Consider the following 20,557-nt stretch of genomic DNA (forward strand, 5'->3'; position numbering starts at 1 on the left):
TCCGGCGGACTGTCCTCGCTGGCGGGGGCGTCCGCGTTCTCCTGCGGGGCGATCTCAATCTTTAAGGGCGCGCGCGAGCGTTTCGCGGATGTGCCGTGTCTGGTGATCCGTGGCAGCGTCATTGTCCTTCTCCACCGTGTTCAGGCCGGAATAGCCGGCGATTTTGGTGTCGAGGACGGCAAGGCAGTCATGAAGTTCGGCCAGACGAGCACGGACGTTGGTCCGATGTTGCTCGAGGATGAGCCGGCGGTCTTCCGTGGTTTGCGAACCTCGCTCGCGCAGCTGAGCGTATCGCAGCATGTCGCGGATCGGCATCCCGGTCGTCCTGAGGCGTCCGAGAAAGGCAATCCACACCAAGATGGAAGCGTCATATTCGCGTTGACGGGAGGCGTTGCGCGGTGCGCCAGGAAGCAGCCCGATCCGCTCGTAATAGCGGATCGTGTGTGCTGACAAGCCGGCGCGCTTAGCGAGTTCTCCGATTTTCATGTTCTGTCTTCTCGTCACGACGCTGACCTTGCTACAGGTTAGAGTGCGCTCTAAGTCAACAGCAAATACTTCTTCGCTCGGAGCTGACGAAGCGGCATTCGCATGCAGTTATCGGCATCAAAAGCGGTGATGCCGGATCGGGATCAGGCCGTGCAGGCAGCACGGTGGTGAAGGATATCGACCGTTCGCGATCACGAACATAGGCAGCCTGACTCAATTTTTCGCGCCGATCTTGCCTTCGGTGCCGTTCAGCAGTCGCTTGATGTTCTCGCGGTGCATGAACCACAGCAGCAGCGTCAGCACGGTGGCCAGCACGGCGAGCTGTGGCGCCTTGGCCCACCACAGGAAGATCGGCGTGATGGCGCTGGCGGTCAGCGCGGAGAATGACGAGTAGCGCGAGGTGAAGGCGCAGGCGAGCCAGGCAAGGCAGAACACGATGGCGGCAGGCCAGTACAGGCCGAACATGATGCCGATATAGACGGCGACACCCTTGCCGCCCTTGAAGCCGAGCCAGACCGGGAAGAGGTGGCCCAGGAACGCGAAGAGACCGGCGATCATGGCCGGGATTGGACCACCGACGCTGCCGGCGATGATCACGGCGACGGTGCCCTTGAGGGCATCGAGCAGCAGCGTCGCCGCGGCGAGGCCTTTGCGGCCGGTGCGCAGCACATTGGTGGCGCCGATATTGCCCGAGCCGATGGTGCGGATGTCCTGCGTGCCGGCGAGCTTGGTCAGCACCAGTCCGAAAGGAACCGAGCCGAGGAAATAACCGAGCGCGGCAGCGAATATGTAGAGAACGATCATCGGACCTCTATTCTAAGACGCGCTTCGCACTTTCGTGTTCGCAGACGCGCTTATCGCGTCAGACGTGCTCGTAAACGGTGCGTCCGCCGACAATAGTGCGTGCGACGCGCCCCGTGAAGCGGGCTTCGTCGAATGGTGTATTCTTGCATTGCGATTTCAGATCCGCGGGATCCAGCACCCACGGCACATCGGCGTCAATGACAATGATGTCGGCGACAGCGCCGGGGCGCAGCGTGCCCCCCGGCAGGCCGAGCAGTTCGGCCGGGCGTGTCGACATCGCACGGATCAACTGGGTGAAGGTGAGCTCGCCGTTGTGGATCAGCCGCAATCCCGCCGACAGCATTGTTTCGAGGCCGATGGCGCCCGGCGCGGCTTCTGCAAATGGCAGGCGCTTGGTTTCGACGTCCTGCGGATTGTGGTCGGACATGATGACGTCGATCAATCCTGACGCGACGGCCTCGACCAGCGCGCGGCGGTTCTCTTCGGTGCGGAGCGGCGGCGACAATTTGAGATAGGAGCGATAGGGCCCGATATCGTTTTCGTTCAGCGTCAGGTGATTGATCGACGCGGAGGCGCTGACACGCAAGCCGGCGTCGCGGGCACGCTTCAGGATCTCGATGGATTCGATGCAGGTCAGTGAGGCCGCATGGTAGCGCCCGCCGGTGAGGGCGACGAGACGCATGTCGCGCTCCAGCATGATGGCTTCGGCCGCATTGGGAATTCCCATCAGGCCGAGCCGTGACGCGCGCTCGCCTTCATTCATCACGCCTTCGCCGACGAGGTCGGGATCCTCGGTGTAATGCACGATCAGCGCGTCGAAATCGCGTGCATAGGTCAGCGCGCGGCGCATGATCTGCGCGTTGGTGATGCTCTTGTCGGCATCTGTGAAAGCGACGGCGCCGGCCGCTTTCAGCAGCCCGATCTCGGTCATCTCGTGGCCTTCGAGGCCCTTGGTCAGGGCGGCCATCGGATGGATGTTGACGATGGCGGTGTCGCGGGCGCGGCGCAGGACGAAGTCGACGGTGGCAGAATTGTCGATGGTCGGCGAGGTGTCCGGCTGGCAGATGATGGTGGTGATGCCGCCGGCTGCGGCTGCACGGCTGGCGGAGGCGAAAGTCTCGCGGTGGCTGGCGCCGGGTTCGCCGACGAAAGCGCGCATGTCGACGAGGCCGGGGGTCACGACCTTACCGACGCAATTGATGATGTCGGTGCCTTCAGGCACGCCGGCCGCGCCGATGCCACGGCGGGCATCGCGGATAACGCCGTCGGCGATCAGGACGTCACCGACGCCGTCGAGATCGCTGGATGGATCGATCAGGTGCGCATTGGCGAGGAGGATAGGGCGGCGATCTGTCAGCATGGGCATCACGCGTTCGGCAGGTTGCGCGCGAGCGCTTCGAGCACGGCCATGCGGACCGCTACGCCCATCTCGACCTGTTCGCGGATCAGCGACTGCGCGCCGTCCGCGACGAGGGAGTCGATCTCGACACCGCGGTTCATCGGGCCGGGATGCATCACCAGCGCATCGGGCTTGGCGTAAGCGAGCTTCTTCTGGTCGAGGCCGAAATACTGGAAGTATTCGGCGGACGACGGCACGAAGGAGCCGTTCATGCGCTCGCGCTGCAGCCGCAGCATCATGACGATGTCGGCGCCGTTGAGGCCCTCGCGCATATCGCGCGCGACCTCGACGCCCATGCGCTCGATGCCCGGCGGCAGCAGCGTGGAGGGCGCGACCACGCGGACGCGCGCGCCCATGGTGTTGAGCAAGAGAATGTTGGAACGCGCGACCCGCGAATGCAGCACGTCGCCGCAGATCGCGATCACGAGACCTTCGAGGCGGCCCTTGTTGCGACGGATGGTCAATGCGTCGAGCAGGGCTTGCGTCGGATGTTCATGGGCGCCGTCGCCGGCATTGATGACGGAGCCGTCGACCTTGCGGGCCAGCAGTTCGACCGCGCCGGAAGCGTGATGGCGCATCACCAGAATGTCCGGATGCATCGCGTTCAGCGTCATCGCGGTGTCGATCAGCGTCTCGCCCTTTTTGATCGAGGACGATGACACCGACATGTTCATGACGTCGGCGCCGAGCCGCTTGCCGGCCAGTTCGAACGACGACTGGGTGCGCGTCGAATTCTCAAAAAACAGATTGATCTGGGTACGACCGCGCAGCGAGGAGCGCTTTTTGTCGACCTGGCGGTTCAGCTCGACATATTCCTCGGACAGGTCGAGGAGGCCGGTGATATCCGCGGCGGAAAGGCCCTCGATGCCCAGCAAATGCCGGTGTCCGAGGACGAAAGAGGATTTCGTGGCTTGGGTCATTAAAACGAAAGCTATAGGCAGAGTTGAAAAGCGGAGCAAGCGCGATTCGCCCGCTTTTCGGTTATCCCCCGGTCAGTCCGACCACATTCTTGCCGTCATGCCCGACGAATGCCGGGTATCCTCTCCACGGCGTACCGTTTTGGGACCACCTTCAGCGAGGGGCGACGCCGAGGCCGACAAGCCGCGTCCAAAGAGCTGACAGCGGCTGGGCAGTCTCGGCATCGTTCTATTCCGTTACGAAGTACACGACCGCCACGACGGGGAACGCGAAACCGACCCATGAGGCGAGTGTCCATCCTCCCTGCGCGTAGGCCCATCCGCCTGCCGCCGAGCCAACCGCCCCGCCGACAAAAAACGTCGCCATGTAGAGCCCGTTGAGACGGCTGCGGAATTCCGCACTAAGTGAGAAGATCGCGCGCTGCCCGAGAGTCAGATTAGCCGAGACGCCGAAATCGAGGAGGATCGCTGCTGCGACGAGGAGACCGAGGGCCAGCATCGAACCTTCAGGCGCGATGTGCGTCATCAGGAAAGCACCGGCCACCGCAAGCATGGCGACAGCGGTCGCAGGGCGACTCCATCCGCGATCGGCAATCCGGCCCGCGATCGGGGCGGCGACAGCACCGGCAACACCCGCCAGCGCGAAAAGCGCGATCCCGCCTTGCGACAGGTGGAATTCCGGCCCCGCGAGCAACAGCGGCGTCGTGGTCCAGAACAGACTGAACGCACCGAACAGGCAGGCGTGATAGAGCGCACGCCTTTGCAGGATCGGCGTCGTCACCGCCAGATGCCCCATCGAGGCCAGCAGTTCTCCGTAACGAAGTTTCGACGTCGGCATACGCCGTGGCAGCGCGTGGCTGAGAACCAATGCGAGGACAATCATCGCACCCGCCGACAGGAAGAACACGGCGTGCCATGACGACAATTCAGCGATGAAACTGGACACCGGGCGGGCCAGCATGATGCCAAGCATCAACCCGCTCATGACGTTGCCGACAACGCGGCCCCGGCTCGCTTCAGGAGCCATATGAGCTGCATAGGGAACGAGAACCTGCACCGCGACCGACCCGAGGCCGATGAAGAGGGCTGCGATCAGGAACGGAAGTGCGTGAGGTGACAGTGCCGCGCCCAGCAGCCCTAGGGTGGCGACGCCAAGCATAATGAGGGTGAGACGACGGTTCTCGATGAGATCGCCGAGCGGCACGATCAGCAGCAGACCCGCCCCGTATCCGATCTGCGTCAAGGTGACGATAAGTCCCGTCGCCTGCGGCGAGAGGCCGAGCGCGGCACTGATCGGCCCGGCCAGTGGCTGGGCATAATAAACATTGGCCGCGATAAGCCCGCAGGCGGCGGCGAGGAGGAAAGTCATTCCAGTGGAAACAATCCGCCTGTCGGGCAGGTGGTCGGTGATGGTGGTCACGGTCGTCCTCACAATAGGAAACGTTCGTTTTCTAATTTGGCAAAAAAAATCAGGTGAGCGTGCGCATGGCAACCTCCACTACGGCTGCCATCTCCGCGCGGGTTCGCCCGGTCTTCCCGATGACCCTCATGCCTTGAAGCAGGCAGAGCATCAGCCGGGCGGTTGCCTTGCTGTCGATCCCGGTGGGAATGGAGCCGTCAACCTGCCCTTGTTGAATCAACTCGGCCATCATGGCCTCATTCCGCTTGAAGGATGCCGTGACACGCTCGGCGACTTCCTTGTCGAAGATCGCAAGTTCCGTTGCGCTCCCGACGACAAGGCATCCCTGCAACCCCTCCGCGCCGTGTGACGATTCGACGTAGAAGGCCAGGGCATTACGAATACGCTCCAGTCCCGTTGCGCCATTTTTGATGGCGCGAGCTAGCTTTTCATTGCGAACCGCCTTGTTCCGATCGAAGGCGGCAATAAAAACCGCGCGCTTGTCTTTGAACGCCTTGTAGATGCTGCCTTGGGTCAGTTCCATTGCATCTGTCAGATCGCCGATCGACGTGGCGTGATAGCCACGCTCACAAAACACCCGAACGGCTTTATCGAGAGCTTCGTCCACGTCGAACTCACGCGGTCGGCCGGGGCCTCGGGAAGCGGATGATGGTACGGCGTTCGACATCACTCTTTATAGAAAATGAACGTTTCCAAATCAAGGGCTTTGAGCAGGTAAAGCGCCAAGCTTTCGGTCCTTTCCAAACGGTCAGCACGCCGATACGACTGTCTCCTGACGCGGGGGGCGCCCTGTTCGGTCAATCATTGGCGGCGGGTCCGTCAGCTCGAACCACTTGACCCGACTTATCGGCGCGTTCGCCCCAGCCGCCTTTGCATCAAGTCGCCCCGATTGGATGGCGGAAGCCCTGATGATCAATTGTCTCAAACGATCCGTTGCGATGATGTGGGGCCTTTCCGCGATCATGCTTGGCGTTACGCCCGCGCAATCACAGACGCTGCCCGATGATTTCGTGTTCCTGCGCGATATCGATCCCTCGATCCGGCAGGACATCCGCTATGCCGACGTCAACAATTTTGTCGGCCGCAAGCTCAGTGGCTATGATAGCGCGGAATGCGTGGTGAAGCGCCCGGTCGGCCTCGCGCTGCAGAATGTGCAGCGTGAGTTGATGGCGCAAAACCTGTCGCTGAAAATGCTGGATTGCTATCGGCCGGTGCGGGCGTCGCGCGACATGGTGGCGTGGGCGCGCGATGGCAACGAGACACCGGCGCAGAAGCGTTACAATCCATCCTTCAGCAAGGTGGATCTGTTCAGGCTCGGCTACATCGCCGAGCGCTCAGGCCACTCCACCGGTGCGGCGCTCGATCTGACGCTGGTCGATCTGCGTGCGCCTGCGTCGCCGGCATTCGATCCGAACAAGGCCTATGCAAGCTGCATCGCGCCGGAAGCACAGCGCGCGCCCGAGGGCAGCGTCGACATGGGCACGGGTTACGATTGCTCCGATGCCAAGGCGCATACCGGATCGCGCGCGATTTCACCCGCGCAGCGGCGCTGGCGGGATCTCCTGGTAACTGCGATGGGCAGGCAGGGCTTTGTGAATTATTCCAAGGAATGGTGGCACTTCTCGCTGCCGGGCATAGGCGCGCGCGCCTACGATTTCCCGATTGCGCGGCAGGCAAGATAGCCCCGTGAAATCCCGGCCGATCCGGCGTAAAATGATTCGCAATACCGCCTCCAGCCGGAACTGATTCATGACCGACGCCACCTCTGCCATTCATGCGGTGCTTAACCAGTCGCCTCCCTTCGAGGACGTCAATCTGTTCGAGCTGGACCGGCCGCTCGTGGAAGCGGTCGCGATGAATGAGGGCTCGTTCGCCTATGTCGACCACGCCGAATTCGGTCAGCTCTGGGGATCGGCCGAGATGGCACAGCGCGCGCGGCTGGCCAACGAGAATACGCCGAAGCTGCGGACTTTTGATGCACGCGGTAACCGGCGCGACGAGATTGAGTTTCATCCAGCCTATCACGAGCTGATGGCACAGAGCGTTGCAGCGGGAATTCACAATTCGACATGGACGCGTGACGGCAAGTCCGCACGCGGCGCGTCCGAAGTGGCGCGCGCCGCAAAATTTTACATGGCGGCGCAGGTCGAGACCGGACATCTATGCCCGATCACCATGACACGCGCTGCCGTCGGCGCGCTGGCGATGCAGCCGGATGTGCTGGCGCAGGTGATGCCGGTCATTGCCAGCCGCGATTACGATCCGAGCTTCGCGCCATGGTCGGCCAAGCGTGGCATGACGCTGGGCATGGGCATGACCGAGCGGCAGGGCGGCACGGACGTGCGCAGCAACATGACGCGCGCGGTGCGCGACGGCGATGCGTATCGGATCAGCGGCCACAAATGGTTCATGTCGGCACCGATGTGCGACGCGTTTCTGGTGCTGGCGCAGGCTGATGACGGGTTGAGCTGTTTCTTCATGCCGCGGTTCCGGCCCGACGGTTCGCTCAATGCGCTGAATTTCCAGCGTCTGAAGGACAAGCTCGGCAATCGCTCCAATGCCTCGTCGGAAGTCGAGTTCAACGATGCCTATGCACTGCGCGTCGGCGACGAGGGCAAGGGCATCCGCACCATCATCCAGATGGTGCAGCTGACGCGGCAGGATTGCGCCACAGCATCCGCCGGTTTGATGCGCTCGGGTCTGGTCCATGCGCTGCATCACGCCAGGCATCGCAGCGTGTTCCAGAAACACCTCGCCGACCAGCCGATGATGCAAAGTGTGCTCGCCGACATGGCCCTGCATGTCGAGGCATCGACGGCGCTGGTGATGCGGCTGTGTCGCGCCTTCGATTTGGCGCCGGAAGATTCATCCGAGGCCGCCTATATGCGTTTCCTGACGCCGGTGGTGAAATACTGGGTCTGCAAATCGGCGCCGGGCTTCCTCTATGAGGCGATGGAATGCATGGGCGGCAACGGCTATGTCGAGGAGGGCATTCTGGCGCGGCATTATCGCGAGGCGCCGGTCAATGCGATCTGGGAAGGCTCCGGCAACGTGATGTGTCTCGATGTGCTGCGGGCGCTGTCGCGCGAAGGCGACGCATCGACCGCGGTGCTGCAGGATCTGATGCTGGAGACGCGCGGACTGCCCGGCGCGGCCGACACTGCGGCCTTTATCATTCGCACCTTGCTGCGGCCCGATAGCGAGCGTGTAGCGCGGCAAGCAGTGGAATCGCTGGCGTTGCTGGCAGCCTGCGCCGCGCTGAACATGGTACATCCGCCCCATGCCGAACTGTTTGCGCGGACACGCCTCGATGGTGCGCGCAACGCGATCTACGGCACCGCTGAATTGACCGAAGCTCAGGGGCGGGGACTGCTCGAGCGGGCGTTGCCGCAGTGAGTGCACTAGAGACGCCGATCGCTCCCGTCGCACCCTCGGATCTGCCACCCGCGACAAAGCTGCCGCGGGTCTGGAAATTCTGGGGCACTTGCCTCTGGGGTCTGTTCGCTTTTGCCGCGATGTTCGTCGGCCAGTTGACCGTCGTCGCCTATTACCTGCTGATCAAACATGCGCCACTCGATGCGACGCTGCTGATCAAGGCGATGAGCAGCGGTACGACCATCGCCGCGTCCGTTCTCATGGGGCTTCCGGCAGTGTGTCTGGCGCTGTGGCTGGCGACGCGCATGGCGCGGCAATCCTTCGCCGACTATCTGGGGTTACGCGGCACGTCCTGGAAAAACTATGTCATTGGCACGGTGGCGCTGATCGTGCTGGTCGGCGCCTGGGAGCTGGTCGCAAAAGGCATGGGGCGCGACTCCGCGCCGACTTTCATGCTGGAAGTGTTGAAGTCGGCCCGCGCCGACGGCGCGCTGTGGTTGCTCGTGATCGCGTTCTGCGTCGGGGCGCCGATGACCGAAGAGTTTTTCGCGCGTGGCTTCCTCTATCGCGGCTGGTCGGAATCGTTCTTGCGGCCGTTTGGCGCCATCGTGGCGTCATCGCTGGTCTGGACGGCGATGCATCTGCAATACGATTGGTTCTTCTTCGTCGAGATTTTCACCATCGGCCTGCTGTTCGGCTATATGCGTTACCGCAGCCACTCGACATTGCTGACGATCTTTCTGCATGGCCTCAACAATCTGGCGGCGACTGTTCAGACGCTGCTGATCGCGAACGGTGTGATATCGCCGTAGCTATTCCGCCAGTGCAATGAAGATGGGCATGGTCAGGACCGCCAGCGTGGTTTGAATGGTCAGGATCTGCGCCAGGAGGGGCGCGTCGCCGCCCATCTGCCGCGCCAGAATATAGCCGTTCGATGCCGACGGCACCGACGCGCAGCAGACGACCACCGCGAGGTTGGTGCCGGACAGGCCGAAGGCGATGCCGAGGCCCATGGCGATCAGCGGCATCACGGCGAGTTTCAAGACGACCGTCAGTGCTGCAGCCATGCCGGGTCGGTGCAGGCCTTCGAGTTGAAGACCTGCGCCGACAATGAGCAGGCCCATCGCCAGAGAGCAGCGCCCGAGTGCATCGAGGAATTCGTGTGCGGGGCGCGGCACGGGCAATCCGGCCAGGTTGATCGCGAGGCCGATCACGCAGGCCCAGATCAGCGGGTTCTTGGCGATGGTTAGCAGCAGCGCCGGCCAGGACAGCCGCTGCGGCGAGGCATAATGCGCCAGCACCCAGACCGCTAGAATATTCAGCAGCGGGATCATCGCGACCATACCCACGGACGCCAGCGTGATGCCGAGGTCGCCCCACAGATTGCCGGCGACCGATAGTGCCACGAAGGTCTGCCAACGCGTGGCGCCCTGAAACAGCGACGTAAATGCCGGCCCATCGAGGCCGATGGCCCGCGCCAGCAACGGACGCAGCGCCAGACATAGCGCGGACATCAGGATGACGGAGAGCAACAAGGCACCGCCGACACCTGCAATGGGTACCGAGGACAGATTGGCGCGCGCCAGCGTGTCGATGAGCAGGGCGGGGAACAGCACGTAATAGACGAGCTGTTCCAGCCCGACCCATTCGATGTTCTGTTTCAGTAGCAGGCGCCGCAGCGCGTAGCCGAGCACGATGAGCAGGAAGACCGGGACGAGAGCGGCAAATACCGTCAGCATGGGGTCAGCGAATATCCGGCGTGCGCAGCAAGGCGGCGAGGCGATCTAGCGCACCCTGAAGAATGAAGATCGCGGCATGTTCGTCGATGACTTTGGCGCGTTTGGCGCGGCTGACATCATTGGCAATCAGTTCGCGCTCGACCGCAGATGTGGAGAGCCGCTCGTCCCAGAAGGCGATCGGCAGTTCGGTCAGTTTCGAGAAGTTGCGGGCGAAGGCGCGTGTCGATTGCGCGCGCGGTCCCTCGCTGCCGTCCATATTGATGGGAAGACCAAGGACGAAGCCGCAGATATTTCGCTCAGCGGCAAGCTTGATGAGGCGTGCGGCATCCGCCTTGAAGGCAGTTCGCTCGACAGTCTCAATGCCGGTGGCGAGACGGCGATCGGGATCGGACACCGCGACACCAATGGTCTTGGTGCCGAGATCGAGACCGATCAGCGCACCGCGGGCCGGAAGATGTGCGGCGGCTTCGACGAGGGGAAGGATGACTGCAGGCATGGTCCCGCATAACATGCGGAGCCATCAGATCAAACGCTGCGCCGCAATTATCGGGGCGGACGGCGGCTGCGCCATTCCTCGGCGGTCATTTCCCAGATTTCCGAGGGCCAACGGCCGGAGACGTAGTCGCGATCCTCGGTGGCGATCACGCGCATGCCGGAGGTTTCCGAAATCCGGCGTGAAGCCGTGTTGGCGATGGCCTTGATGACGCGCAGGACGGGCCGCTGCAGGGTGTCGAACCAGTAATCGGTCACGGCATCGCTGGCCTCGGTCATCAGCCCTTGCCCGTGCCAGGCGGGATCGAGCCAGAAGCCGCGGTTGTCGTCGACGCCGTCCCTGACATTGATCATGCCGATCAACTGGTCCGGTGCGCTCTTCAGACGGATTGACCAGTGCCATTCGGTGCCACGCTCGATGCCTGGCAGCACGACATCGCGCAGGAAAGTGAAGGCGCCATCAGCCGGGTAGGGCCATGGCACGCGGCTGGCCAGGAAACGCACCACCTCTATTCGCGGGAAAAGCCTTTGCACGGCATCGGAGTCAGCCAGCACGAGTGGGCGCAGGATCAGCCTGGGCGTGGTGAGTTCGGGAATGGCAGCGGTCATCGGTCGCGTTTCACATCGGTGGTGATTTGCGGCAAGGTAGCATCGTTCCCGCGTTTCTGCGTCTTATGTCACGAGCTCGATCTATGGACGCTCTCAGCCTGTTTGGACTGTTCGCCGTCAGCGCCATGCTGGTCTGCTACGCGCTGGAGGCACGCAGTCCGTGGTTCACGTTGGCCTTTGCCGGCGCCTGCGGGCTCGGATCGCTCTATGGCTTCCTGCAGGGCGCCTGGCCGTTCGGGCTGGTGGAGGCGATCTGGGCCGGCGTGGCGCTGCGCAAGTGGATGCTCATCCCCCGCGCAACCGCATAGCTTACGCGGGTGCGGCCGTGTTAGCCTGAGCAAGGCTCGGCAATGATGCGCGTGCCATTTCCTCACGTTTGTCTCAAGATCGTTACTGCTTTGCCGCTGGATTCAGAGGCATTGCCGCAAGATTGTCGCAAGAATCCGGAGATCCCCCATGTGGCCCGACCGCCGACTGATCGACTTATTCGGCACCGAATTTCCCATCGTGCAGGCGCCAATGGCAGGTGTGCAGGATGCCGACATCATGATCGGCGCAGCGGAGGGCGGCGCACTGGCCTCGTTGCCGTGCGCTATGATCTCGCCGGAGAAAGCCCGTGAGCAGATCAATATCGTGCGCCAGCGCGTCTCCGCGCCGGTCAACATGAATTACTTCTGCCATACGGCGGTGGACGCCGATCCGGCACGCGAGGCCAACTGGCGCAAGCGGCTGTCGTCCTATTACGCCGAACTCGGGCTCGATCCGAATGCAGACATCAATGCGGCCAACCGCGCGCCGTTTGACGAGGCGATGTGCGCGCTGGTGGAAGAGCTGAAGCCCGAAGTGGTCAGCTTTCACTTCGGCCTGCCGGACCCGGCGCTCTTGAAGCGCATCAAGGCAGCCGGCTGTCGGGTCATTGCCTCTGCGACCATCGTCAAGGAAGCCGTCTGGCTCGAAGAGCGCGGCGTCGACGCGGTCATTGCGCAGGGGGCGGAGGCCGGCGGTCATCGCGGCATGTTCCTGACCGAGGATATCGCCACGCAGCCCGGCCTGTTCGCGCTGTTGCCGCAGGTGGTGGATGCGGTGAAGGTGCCGGTGATCGCGGCCGGCGGTATCGCCGATGGGCGTGGCATCGCGGCAGCCTTTGCGCTCGGCGCGGCCGGTGTGCAGATCGGCACCGCCTATCTGCGGACGCCGGAATCCAAGGTGAGCGGGCCGGGTCGTGCAGCCCTGGCCGGGGCGTCGGATGCCTCCACCGTCATTACCAATGTCATGACCGGGCGACCCGCTCGCGGCGTCATCAATCGCGTGATGCGCGAGGTCGGGCCGGTCTCGCCCGATGCGCCGGCATTCCCGCATTCGGCAACCGCGCTAGGGCCTCTGAAAGCCGCCGCCGAGAAGCTCGGTCGGACCGATTTTACCAATCTCTGGGCCGGACAGTCGGTCGGAATGGGCAGCGAACGGCCTGCGGCGGAGCTGACACGGTCGCTGGCGGCGGCCGCATTGGCGCGGATGGCTGAATTGCGGGGCTAAGGCGCCAAACAAGGCGGAGGCGTCCGCCGGTTGCGGCGCGAAACCTCCGTCTGCTATACGGCGGGCAGATTTTGCCTGAGGCCCTATATAATGTCCGTCGATGCTGCCACCGTTCGCCGTATCGCGCATCTCGCGCGGATCGCGGTTACTGACGCTGAAGTTCCCCATCTGCAGGGCGAGCTGAACGCGATGCTGGCCTTTGTCGAGCAGTTGCAGGAAGTGAATGTCGACGGCGTCGAGCCGATGACCTCGGTGATGCCGATGGAAATGAAGAAGCGCGCCGATGTCGTCACTGATGGCGAGATCGTCGATGCGGTGACGGCGAATGCGCCGGAGTCGGAGGATCACTTCTTCCTGGTGCCGAAGGTCGTCGAGTAATCGAGCAAGAACCGTTTGGACGGAAACCGCCATGTGCCTGCTTTGCGACGATGAAAAGTCCTATCAGCTCTATATGGACTACCTCGACGAGATGGAGCGTCAGGGGAAGGTCAAGAACGTCGACGCGGCCTTGGATGCCATCCTCGACAAGGTTCAGGCCGCACAGGAGGCTGACGACAAGCTCCGCCGCAGCTCTTTCAAAAAAGATGCACCTGAAAACGACAAGACGCTCTCTCCCTTCTTTTGCAGCCCGGTCAATAAATAGATGACAGATCTGACGTCGCTGACACTCGCCGAGGCGCGTGACGGCCTTGCGACCAAATCCTTCACGTCAGTCGAACTGACCGATGCGCATCTCAAGGCGATGGAAGCCGCGCGCGTGTTGAACGCCTATGTGCTGGAGACGCCGGATCAGGCGCGCGCCATGGCGCAGGCGGCCGACGCTAAACTCGCCAAAGGCGAGGGTGGCTGGCTTGGCGGCATTCCGCTGGGGATCAAGGATCTGTTCGCCACCAAGGGCGTGCGCACAACCGCATGTTCGAAGATACTTGGCAATTTCGTGCCGCCTTACGAGTCGACCGTGACCGCACAGCTATGGCGTGACGGTGCCGTGATGCTCGGCAAGCTGAACAATGATGAATTCGCCATGGGCTCGGCGAACGAGACTTCGTTCTTCGGTCCGGTGATCAATCCGTGGCGGCGCGACGGCTCCGACGTCAATCTGGTGCCCGGCGGCTCGTCCGGCGGTTCGGCATCGGCCGTTGCCGCAGGTCTCTGCCTTGGCGCCACTGCGACCGACACCGGCGGTTCGATCCGCCAGCCTGCGGCGTTCGCCGGCATCGTCGGTATGAAGCCGACCTATGGCCGCTGCTCGCGCTGGGGCACGGTCGCTTTCGCGTCCTCGCTCGACCAGGCCGGGCCGATCGCGCGCACCGTGCGCGATACCGCGATCCTGATGCGCTCGATGGCCGGCTACGATCCGAAGGACTCGACGTCCGTGGATCGCGACGTGCCGGACTACGAGGCGGCGATCGGCAAGTCCGTGAAGGGTATGAAGATCGGCATTCCCAAGGAATATCGCATCGACGGCATGCCGGCCGAGATCGAAAAGCTTTGGTCGGAAGGCGCTGCGCAGCTCAAGGCCGCCGGTGCCGAACTCGTCGACGTGTCGTTGCCGCACACTAAATACGCGCTGCCGGCCTATTACATCGTGGCGCCCGCCGAAGCCTCGTCGAACCTCGCGCGCTATGACGGTGTGCGCTACGGCCTGCGCGTGCCCGGCCGCAGCATCAGTGACATGTATGAGAATACCCGCGCTGAAGGCTTTGGCGCGGAAGTGCGCCGCCGCGTGATGATCGGGACCTATGTGCTCTCCGCCGGCTATTACGACGCCTATTATCTGCGCGCGCAGAAGGTGCGCACGCTGATCAAGCGCGACTTCGAAGAATGCTTCGCCAAGGGCATCCATGCGATCCTGACGCCGGCGACACCGTCGGCCGCCTTCGGCATTGGTGAGAAGGGCGGCGCCGATCCGATCGAGATGTATCTCAACGACATCTTCACGGTGACGGTGAACATGGCCGGCCTGCCGGGCATCGCGGTTCCCGCCGGCAAGGACGCGCAGGGATTGCCGCTCGGGCTGCAGCTGATCGGGCGTCCATTCGACGAGGAAACGCTGTTCTCGCTCGGCGAAACCATTGAGCAGGCATCGGGGCGTTTCACGCCGCCCAAGTGGTGGGCCTGACATCATCCGCCTGGAGTTCTTGTGTGGCGCGCGTTTTCTTGACGCGAGCCAGCTGCCACTCCGCTCAAGAACGCTTTAGGGTGTTGCGCGTTTGACATTGCGTTTTGCGGTGCACTTGGCCATGGTTTGCCTATGAGCATGGACCGTGCATGAGCACCGACGACGGGCTTCCGCCTTCCCAACAGGTCGATCAGATTCTGGGTTCCCCGAAGCTTGCGCAGGCGATCGAGAATGATCGCTACAAGCATCTGCTGGATCATGTTCCCGTTGCGCTCGCCATCTCGCGCGGGTTGGGCAGCGATCAGCAGGTTGTCTATATCAACAAGGCCTTCGAGCAACTGATGACAATGGCGCCGGCCGATGTCGAAGGCCAGAGCTGGACCTGTCTCGACGGCTTTCTCAACGAAGACAACCAGAGCCAGACGCTGGGCGAAGCGATCCGCGACGGCGAGGATTTCATCGGTGTTTTCCGTCCGTCGGTGCCGGTCGATCGGCTGGTGATCGTGCAGGCCTATGCCTCGGTGATCGAGAGTGACGACGGCGTCGAGAATTTCCGGATCGCCGCGCTGGTCGATGTCGGCGGCCGCGAGCGGGCGCAGATCGAGCAATTCGAGAACCAGATACGCGACCGCGACATGCTGATGCGCGAGCTGCAGCATCGGGTGAAGAACAATCTGCAGCTCATCACGGCGCTGGTGCGGCTCGAAGCCCGCTCGGCCGTGGAAGGCGAGGCTGTTGCGCTTGGCCGGCTGGCGAGCCGGATCGATGCGCTGACAGTACTGTACCGGACGCTGTCCGACGAGAATGCGACGCCCGAGATCGATCTTGGCCAGTATCTGTCGGACATCGCCAATGCCGTGATGGCTGCGAGCGCGACGGCGGATATCACGCTCGATCTGCAGGTTGGCTATTGCCCGATGTCGATCAATATCGCGATGCCGGCGGGACTGCTGGTCAACGAGATGCTCACCAACGCGCTGAAATACGCCTTCGTCGGCCGTGCCGACGGTCAGATCAAACTGATCTGCAAGCTGGAAGGCGGCCTCGTCACGGTGGTTGTCGCCGATGACGGTATCGGCCTTGGCGAAGGTCAGGAGTGGCCGTCGCCGCGCAAGCTCGGCGCGCTGATCCTGCAGACGCTCAAAGAGAATGCGCCGAACGTGAAGTTCAACGCCGAGAGCATTCGCGGGCAGGGCAGCTGGTTCACGCTGGTATTTGATGCCGCGCCGGGCACGCAGCTGAACTGAGGATTGGCGCCGCGCCATTTGGCGCGCACCTTGTTTCACCATTCATTAGCCACGTTGCTGGCGCGATTGGTGCCGGATCGTCAGTTTGCATCGAATTGCAACGCTTTACGGTAATATCTGATTGAGATTCCGGATTGGGGACCGTCCGGACACGGTCCGTGCCGTTTGGTGCGGCCGTCTTGTGGGATCGGTAGAGAAGTGATGAGTGCGTTGCGTTCGATCGGTGTCGTGGTCACGACCTGTGCGCTGCTGCTGGGCTGTACGTCGGTCTACAACCTTCCCGCCAACGTGCCGCTGGCCGGCGCCTCCCTCGATCCCAATCTCGACGCCGTTTTCAAGGATGCTGCCGAGCAGGACGACCTGCTGATCGGTTTTTCGTTCTCCGGCGGTGGCACGCGCGCTGCGGCGTTTTCGTTCGGTGTCCTGGAAGAACTGGGCAGCATCCGCATGCGCGGTGCATCCGACACCATGCTGGAGCGCATCGATTTTCTGTCCGGCGTTTCCGGCGGTTCGGTCACGGCGGCTTATTACGGTTTGAAGAAGCGCGCGGCGCTGTCGGACTTCCGTGAACGTTTCCTGCTGCAGAATGCCGAGGCCGGACTGACGACGCAGTTGTCGCTAGGTACTATCGGCCGTGCCTTGGGCGGCGGCATCAATGACTCCAAGGGCTTCACCAGTTGGCTCGACGCCAACCTGTTCCAGAATGCGACTTTTGGCAGCCTGCGAAATAGCGGGTCGCCACGGGTCTGGATCAACGCCTCGGATATCTATAACCGCGTGCCGTTCGTGTTCGACAACACGGCCTTCGCCGCGATCTGCAGCGATCTCAGCAAGTATCCGCTGTCGGGCGCAGTGGCTGCGTCGGCCGCGGTGCCGCTCGCCTTTGCGCCGGCCGTGGTGCAGGCCTTCCCCGGCACATGCAACGAGCCGCTGCCGCCTTGGGTCGCGCGCGCAGCCGCGAACCGCAATGCGTCGCCGATGTTGAGTGCCTATTCCAAGGCAGTGATGCGTTACCGCGACGGCGCGGTGCCCTACATCAAGCTGATGGATGGCGGGCTGGTCGACAACTATGGCGTCTCTGCGCTGACCATCGTGCGCGAATCCTCCGAGACACCCTATGGCCCGATGACACCGCAGCAGGCGGTCCGGCTGCGCCGCGGGATATTTATGGTGGTGGATTCCAAAGTCGGTCTCTCCGGCAACTGGATCAATACGGTGGAAGGGCCTGAAGGCGTCGATCTGATCAAGGCTGCGGTGGACACCACCATGGATGCCAGCATCGGCTCCAGCTACACCGCATTCGACCGAACCATGAAGGATTGGCAATCGTCGCTGATCAAGTGGCGCTGCGGCTTGTCGGCGGCAGAGCGTGCCCGTTATGGCGCGCGGCCCGGCTGGCGCTGTACCGATCTGCAGCTCTTCGTCGGCCGGCTTGGGTTCGATCAGCTAGATCCGGCGCGTGCCGCAGTGCTCGAAGCCGTTCCGACGCGTTTCCAGCTGCCGCAGGGACAGGTCGATGACTTGATCCTGGCCGGTCGCGAGACGTTGCGTGCCAGCTCCGTGTTCAGGGCTTTCGCTTCGGGCATCTGATCGGTAGGGGCAAATGCCCTGGAAGCGACGCTGGAAAGCCTCACTGGGGGTTTTCCCGCGCCCGCGGTCGCGGTAGAAACCGCTCCATGAACGCACCTGTCAAACCTTCGAAGCTCATCAAGGGCGCCACCGGCGACTGGGAAATGGTCATCGGTCTGGAGATCCACGCCCAGGTCAATTCTCACGCCAAACTGTTCTCCGGCTCGTCCACGGAGTTCGGCGGCGCGCCTAACAGTCATGTGTCCCTCGTCGATGCGGCGATGCCGGGCATGCTGCCGGTCATCAACGAGGAATGCGTGAAGCAGGCGGTCCGCACCGGCCTTGGCCTGAAAGCGCAGATCAACCGGCGTTCGACCTTCGACCGCAAGAATTACTTCTATCCGGACCTGCCGCAGGGCTACCAGATCAGCCAGTACAAGTCGCCGATCGTCGGCGAGGGCGAGGTCACGGTTGAGCTGTCCGACGGCCAGACCATCGCCGTCGGCATCGAGCGTCTGCATCTCGAACAGGATGCCGGCAAGCTGGTGCATGACCAGAGCCCGACGCAGACCTTCGTCGATCTCAATCGCTCCGGCGTGGCGCTGATGGAGATCGTCTCCAAGCCAGACATGCGCTCAAGCGAACAGGCGCAGGCCTATGTGTCGAAGCTGCGCACCATCCTGCGCTATCTCGGCACCTGCGACGGCGATATGGAGAAGGGCAACCTGCGTGCCGACTGCAACGTCTCGGTCCGCAAGCCGGGCGATCCCCTGGGAACCCGATGCGAGATCAAGAACGTCAACTCGATCCGCTTCATCGGCCAGGCCATCGATTATGAAGCCCGGCGCCAGATCGGAATCCTCGAGGATGGCGGTTCGATCGATCAGGAGACGCGGCTCTACGACCCCAACAAGGGCGAGACCCGGTCGATGCGCTCCAAGGAGGAGGCGCATGACTACCGCTATTTCCCGGATCCCGACCTGCTGCCGCTGGAATTCAGCGAGGACTATGTCGCTGCGCTGAGAGCCGAGCTGCCGGAACTGCCGGACGAGAAGAAGGCGCGGTTCATCAGCGCGTTCGGCCTGTCGGCCTATGACGCCGCCGTGCTGGTGGTCGAGCGCGAGAGTGCCGAGTTCTTCGAGACGACGCTCGCCGGGCTTGCCGACAAAGCGCGCGACGGCAAGCTCGCCGCCAACTGGGTGATCAATGAACTGTTCGGGCGCCTCAACAAGGAAGGCCAGGACATCGCGTCGTCACCGGTGTCGGCGGCGCAGATGGCTGCCATTATCGACCTGATCGGCTCAGGCGTGATCTCCGGCAAGATCGCCAAGGACCTGTTCGAGATCGTCTGGACGGAAGGCGGTGATCCGCGCGCGCTTGTCGAAGAGCGCGGCATGAAGCAAGTGACGGACACCGGCGCCATCGAGAAGGTGGTCGACGACATCATCGCAGCCAATCCCGACAAGGTCGCGCAGGCGCAGGCCAAGCCGGCTCTGATGGGCTGGTTTGTCGGCCAGGTGATGAAGTCCTCGGGCGGCAAGGCCAATCCGCAGGTCGTCAACGACCTCCTCAAGAGCAAGCTCGGTATCTGACGACGGCCTTGCGATGACCGCGGCGCCGCCTCGAGCGGCGCCGTTTTCGTTTTGGCAGACCTCGTTGGCGCGTCGTAACCTACGCGATAAACGGTCACGAGCGCGGGATCAGATCGCGAATCGGCGTGCCGTCAGCTGACAAAAAGTGCGGTTGTGGCCAGCACCGATAAGTCGCGAACGCGTTTTCCCGAAAAATATTTTCATTGCCAAAAATCTCGACTCAGAGTCCGCAGCACCTGTTTTCAGTGCCCCGACTCAGGCCTGGGGGCGGCAGAAGTTTGTGTAGTTGTTTGATAGTACGAATTGCGGGCGTACGGAAAAAATAAGCACTTTCTGCAATCTTGACATTTGTGGACGCAACGTTTTCGGGCGTTTCTCGCGTCGCCTCGCGTGCCGGATTTCAAGTTGTGACTGAGCCCGTGGGGGAAGTGGCGCGTTGCGCTCATCAACACTTCCTTAAGCGGGAGACTGTTCTTTTGAAATCGTTGGTGTATTCGGGATGAAGTGCATTTCGATTCCCGAGTGCACGCAGCGATCAAGTCATCTCTTTATTGGAGGGCAACATGGCCAAGAAAGCTACGAAGAAGGCAGTCAAGAAGACCGTCAAGAAGGCAGCGAAGAGCGCTGTGAAGAAGACCGCGAAGAAGACCAAGAAGGTCGCCAAGAAGAAGTAACTTCTTCTGCCACGATCGACGCCGGTGGCAACGCCGGCGACGTCACGAGAGCCTCGACGACAATTTGCTTCTCGAAGCGGATATTGATCGCAGCTCTGGTCGACGAAAGAGGGTGTCGGCGAGACATCAGGTCAAACGGCTGGACCGTCACTTCGAGGCAGAGCTTGCTCTCCCCGAGAACCGGTCCGGCAAAGAAGCCGGTCATTCCGTGATTGGCGTTCTTTATTCGGTGCGGATCATTGGTCCGCAGTTTCATCGGTGGCTCCGGCCACATGAGATATGATCCTGACGTGTTGCCGACGCCCTCGTTTTTTGCCGGTGCGGTTCATCCCCGGCGCTTTGAATGTCCCGATCCCGAATAGCTTTTGATCTGCTCGCTGTGACGTATCTCGCATTGGCGTCGTCGCATGCGCGGAGCAGGCCCTTTTAACATCCCTGGTCGCCAACGCTGCCGAGATGGTTACGGCATCCCCAAACAGCAGGGTAAACCGAATTCCGCGGAAATGCAGAAAACCCGCATAAATGCTGGGTTTTTGGCGGCGTATGAGCCGGTTTCGGCTTCGGCTCTTCAGATTTCGT

Annotated in this window: 20 protein-coding genes; 11 read left to right on the forward strand and 9 right to left on the reverse strand. The window is 62.4% G+C overall.

The genetic code is table 11. The annotated features are described in order from the left end of the window. Positions 1-54: 54 nt before the first annotated feature. The 6 genes from AB7951_RS10180 to AB7951_RS10205 all read right to left on the reverse strand — a co-directional run bounded on the left by AB7951_RS10180 (position 55) and on the right by AB7951_RS10205 (position 5,633). On the reverse strand, positions 55-486 hold the full coding sequence (locus tag AB7951_RS10180) for a MerR family transcriptional regulator (RefSeq protein WP_120292065.1): 432 nt from the start codon (positions 484-486) through the stop codon (positions 55-57). Positions 487-699: 213 nt separating this feature from the next. After that, complete coding sequence (gene plsY / locus AB7951_RS10185) at positions 700-1,290, reverse strand: glycerol-3-phosphate 1-O-acyltransferase PlsY (protein ID WP_120292067.1); 591 nt, start codon at positions 1,288-1,290, stop codon at positions 700-702. A 58-nt stretch (positions 1,291-1,348) separates the two neighbouring features. Then, positions 1,349-2,656, reverse strand: a complete 1,308-nt coding sequence (locus AB7951_RS10190) for a dihydroorotase (protein WP_439061705.1) — start codon at positions 2,654-2,656, stop codon at positions 1,349-1,351. Further along, a complete protein-coding gene (locus AB7951_RS10195) occupies positions 2,656-3,609 on the reverse strand; it encodes an aspartate carbamoyltransferase catalytic subunit (protein ID WP_089263769.1) in 954 nt (317 codons plus the stop codon). Before AB7951_RS10195 ends, AB7951_RS10190 begins: the two co-directional genes overlap by 1 nt. A 226-nt stretch (positions 3,610-3,835) precedes the next feature. Further along, entirely contained in the window at positions 3,836-4,975 is a 1,140-nt protein-coding gene (locus AB7951_RS10200) for an MFS transporter (protein WP_120292069.1), read from the reverse strand. A gap of 100 nt (positions 4,976-5,075) precedes the next feature. Further along, positions 5,076-5,633, reverse strand: coding sequence for a TetR/AcrR family transcriptional regulator (locus AB7951_RS10205; RefSeq protein WP_120292071.1), 558 nt, complete (start codon positions 5,631-5,633; stop codon positions 5,076-5,078). A 331-nt stretch (positions 5,634-5,964) separates the two neighbouring features. Here AB7951_RS10205 and AB7951_RS10210 point away from each other — a divergent pair, with 331 nt between their 5' ends. The 3 genes from AB7951_RS10210 to AB7951_RS10220 all read left to right on the forward strand — a co-directional run bounded on the left by AB7951_RS10210 (position 5,965) and on the right by AB7951_RS10220 (position 9,213). Next, on the forward strand, positions 5,965-6,708 hold the full coding sequence (locus AB7951_RS10210; protein WP_439062669.1) for a M15 family metallopeptidase: 744 nt from the start codon (positions 5,965-5,967) through the stop codon (positions 6,706-6,708). Positions 6,709-6,775: 67 nt separating this feature from the next. Next, entirely contained in the window at positions 6,776-8,422 is a 1,647-nt protein-coding gene (locus AB7951_RS10215) for an isovaleryl-CoA dehydrogenase (RefSeq protein ID WP_120292073.1), read from the forward strand. After that, positions 8,419-9,213 (forward strand): CPBP family intramembrane glutamic endopeptidase, encoded by a 795-nt coding sequence (locus AB7951_RS10220; RefSeq protein ID WP_338117600.1) that lies wholly within the window; start codon positions 8,419-8,421, stop codon positions 9,211-9,213. Before AB7951_RS10215 ends, AB7951_RS10220 begins: the two co-directional genes overlap by 4 nt. Here the strand turns inward: AB7951_RS10220 and AB7951_RS10225 are convergent, their stop codons facing one another. Genes AB7951_RS10225 through AB7951_RS10235 form a run of 3 tightly spaced genes read right to left on the reverse strand, consistent with a single transcriptional unit; the run spans position 9,214 to position 11,241 of the window. Continuing rightward, entirely contained in the window at positions 9,214-10,140 is a 927-nt protein-coding gene (locus AB7951_RS10225; RefSeq protein ID WP_120292075.1) for an AEC family transporter, read from the reverse strand. Between the two features lie 4 nt (positions 10,141-10,144). After that, on the reverse strand, positions 10,145-10,636 hold the full coding sequence (gene ruvX / locus AB7951_RS10230; protein ID WP_089263773.1) for a Holliday junction resolvase RuvX: 492 nt from the start codon (positions 10,634-10,636) through the stop codon (positions 10,145-10,147). 47 nt (positions 10,637-10,683) lie between these two features. Beyond that, entirely contained in the window at positions 10,684-11,241 is a 558-nt protein-coding gene (locus AB7951_RS10235; protein ID WP_120292079.1) for a GNAT family N-acetyltransferase, read from the reverse strand. Positions 11,242-11,324: 83 nt separating this feature from the next. Between AB7951_RS10235 and AB7951_RS10240 the strand changes: the two genes are divergently transcribed. The 8 genes from AB7951_RS10240 to gatB all read left to right on the forward strand — a co-directional run bounded on the left by AB7951_RS10240 (position 11,325) and on the right by gatB (position 19,304). Next, complete coding sequence (locus AB7951_RS10240; RefSeq protein ID WP_068732430.1) at positions 11,325-11,549, forward strand: hypothetical protein; 225 nt, start codon at positions 11,325-11,327, stop codon at positions 11,547-11,549. A 148-nt stretch (positions 11,550-11,697) separates the two neighbouring features. Continuing rightward, complete coding sequence (locus AB7951_RS10245) at positions 11,698-12,774, forward strand: NAD(P)H-dependent flavin oxidoreductase (RefSeq protein WP_120292081.1); 1,077 nt, start codon at positions 11,698-11,700, stop codon at positions 12,772-12,774. 90 nt (positions 12,775-12,864) lie between these two features. Beyond that, complete coding sequence (gene gatC / locus AB7951_RS10250; RefSeq protein WP_068732434.1) at positions 12,865-13,152, forward strand: Asp-tRNA(Asn)/Glu-tRNA(Gln) amidotransferase subunit GatC; 288 nt, start codon at positions 12,865-12,867, stop codon at positions 13,150-13,152. Between the two features lie 31 nt (positions 13,153-13,183). After that, the gene (locus AB7951_RS10255; protein ID WP_120292083.1) at positions 13,184-13,417 is read left to right on the forward strand and encodes a hypothetical protein; all 234 of its coding nucleotides are present in this window, start codon (positions 13,184-13,186) and stop codon (positions 13,415-13,417) included. Then, on the forward strand, positions 13,418-14,896 hold the full coding sequence (gatA, locus tag AB7951_RS10260; protein ID WP_120292085.1) for an Asp-tRNA(Asn)/Glu-tRNA(Gln) amidotransferase subunit GatA: 1,479 nt from the start codon (positions 13,418-13,420) through the stop codon (positions 14,894-14,896). It begins immediately after the preceding gene. A gap of 149 nt (positions 14,897-15,045) precedes the next feature. Continuing rightward, positions 15,046-16,143: a histidine kinase dimerization/phosphoacceptor domain -containing protein gene (locus tag AB7951_RS10265; RefSeq protein ID WP_120292087.1), complete on the forward strand. Its 1,098-nt coding sequence runs from the start codon at positions 15,046-15,048 to the stop codon at positions 16,141-16,143. Between the two features lie 201 nt (positions 16,144-16,344). Further along, positions 16,345-17,733 (forward strand): patatin-like phospholipase family protein, encoded by a 1,389-nt coding sequence (locus AB7951_RS10270; RefSeq protein WP_170849819.1) that lies wholly within the window; start codon positions 16,345-16,347, stop codon positions 17,731-17,733. A gap of 86 nt (positions 17,734-17,819) precedes the next feature. After that, complete coding sequence (gene gatB / locus AB7951_RS10275; protein WP_120292089.1) at positions 17,820-19,304, forward strand: Asp-tRNA(Asn)/Glu-tRNA(Gln) amidotransferase subunit GatB; 1,485 nt, start codon at positions 17,820-17,822, stop codon at positions 19,302-19,304. The last annotated feature ends 1,253 nt before the right edge of the window (positions 19,305-20,557 follow it).

It is taken from the genome of Tardiphaga sp. 285_C5_N1_2, from assembly GCF_052076065.1.
Taxonomy (GTDB): Bacteria; Pseudomonadota; Alphaproteobacteria; order Rhizobiales; family Xanthobacteraceae; genus Tardiphaga; species Tardiphaga robiniae.

Excerpts from the sequence above, each read along its gene's own strand:
- AB7951_RS10180 (WP_120292065.1), bottom strand. The coding sequence starts at position 486 with ATGAAAATCGGAGAACTCGCTAAGCGCGCCGGCTTGTCAGCACACACG.
- plsY (WP_120292067.1), bottom strand. The coding sequence starts at position 1,290 with ATGATCGTTCTCTACATATTCGCTGCCGCGCTCGGTTATTTCCTCGGC.
- AB7951_RS10190 (WP_439061705.1), bottom strand. The coding sequence starts at position 2,656 with ATGCCCATGCTGACAGATCGCCGCCCTATCCTCCTCGCCAATGCGCAC.
- AB7951_RS10195 (WP_089263769.1), bottom strand. The coding sequence starts at position 3,609 with ATGACCCAAGCCACGAAATCCTCTTTCGTCCTCGGACACCGGCATTTG.
- AB7951_RS10200 (WP_120292069.1), bottom strand. The coding sequence starts at position 4,975 with ATGACTTTCCTCCTCGCCGCCGCCTGCGGGCTTATCGCGGCCAATGTT.
- AB7951_RS10210 (WP_439062669.1), top strand. The coding sequence starts at position 5,965 with ATGATGTGGGGCCTTTCCGCGATCATGCTTGGCGTTACGCCCGCGCAA.
- AB7951_RS10215 (WP_120292073.1), top strand. The coding sequence starts at position 6,776 with ATGACCGACGCCACCTCTGCCATTCATGCGGTGCTTAACCAGTCGCCT.
- AB7951_RS10225 (WP_120292075.1), bottom strand. The coding sequence starts at position 10,140 with ATGCTGACGGTATTTGCCGCTCTCGTCCCGGTCTTCCTGCTCATCGTG.
- ruvX (WP_089263773.1), bottom strand. The coding sequence starts at position 10,636 with ATGCCTGCAGTCATCCTTCCCCTCGTCGAAGCCGCCGCACATCTTCCG.
- AB7951_RS10235 (WP_120292079.1), bottom strand. The coding sequence starts at position 11,241 with ATGACCGCTGCCATTCCCGAACTCACCACGCCCAGGCTGATCCTGCGC.
- AB7951_RS10240 (WP_068732430.1), top strand. The coding sequence starts at position 11,325 with ATGGACGCTCTCAGCCTGTTTGGACTGTTCGCCGTCAGCGCCATGCTG.
- AB7951_RS10245 (WP_120292081.1), top strand. The coding sequence starts at position 11,698 with ATGTGGCCCGACCGCCGACTGATCGACTTATTCGGCACCGAATTTCCC.
- gatC (WP_068732434.1), top strand. The coding sequence starts at position 12,865 with ATGTCCGTCGATGCTGCCACCGTTCGCCGTATCGCGCATCTCGCGCGG.
- AB7951_RS10255 (WP_120292083.1), top strand. The coding sequence starts at position 13,184 with ATGTGCCTGCTTTGCGACGATGAAAAGTCCTATCAGCTCTATATGGAC.
- gatA (WP_120292085.1), top strand. The coding sequence starts at position 13,418 with ATGACAGATCTGACGTCGCTGACACTCGCCGAGGCGCGTGACGGCCTT.
- AB7951_RS10265 (WP_120292087.1), top strand. The coding sequence starts at position 15,046 with ATGAGCACCGACGACGGGCTTCCGCCTTCCCAACAGGTCGATCAGATT.
- AB7951_RS10270 (WP_170849819.1), top strand. The coding sequence starts at position 16,345 with ATGAGTGCGTTGCGTTCGATCGGTGTCGTGGTCACGACCTGTGCGCTG.
- gatB (WP_120292089.1), top strand. The coding sequence starts at position 17,820 with ATGAACGCACCTGTCAAACCTTCGAAGCTCATCAAGGGCGCCACCGGC.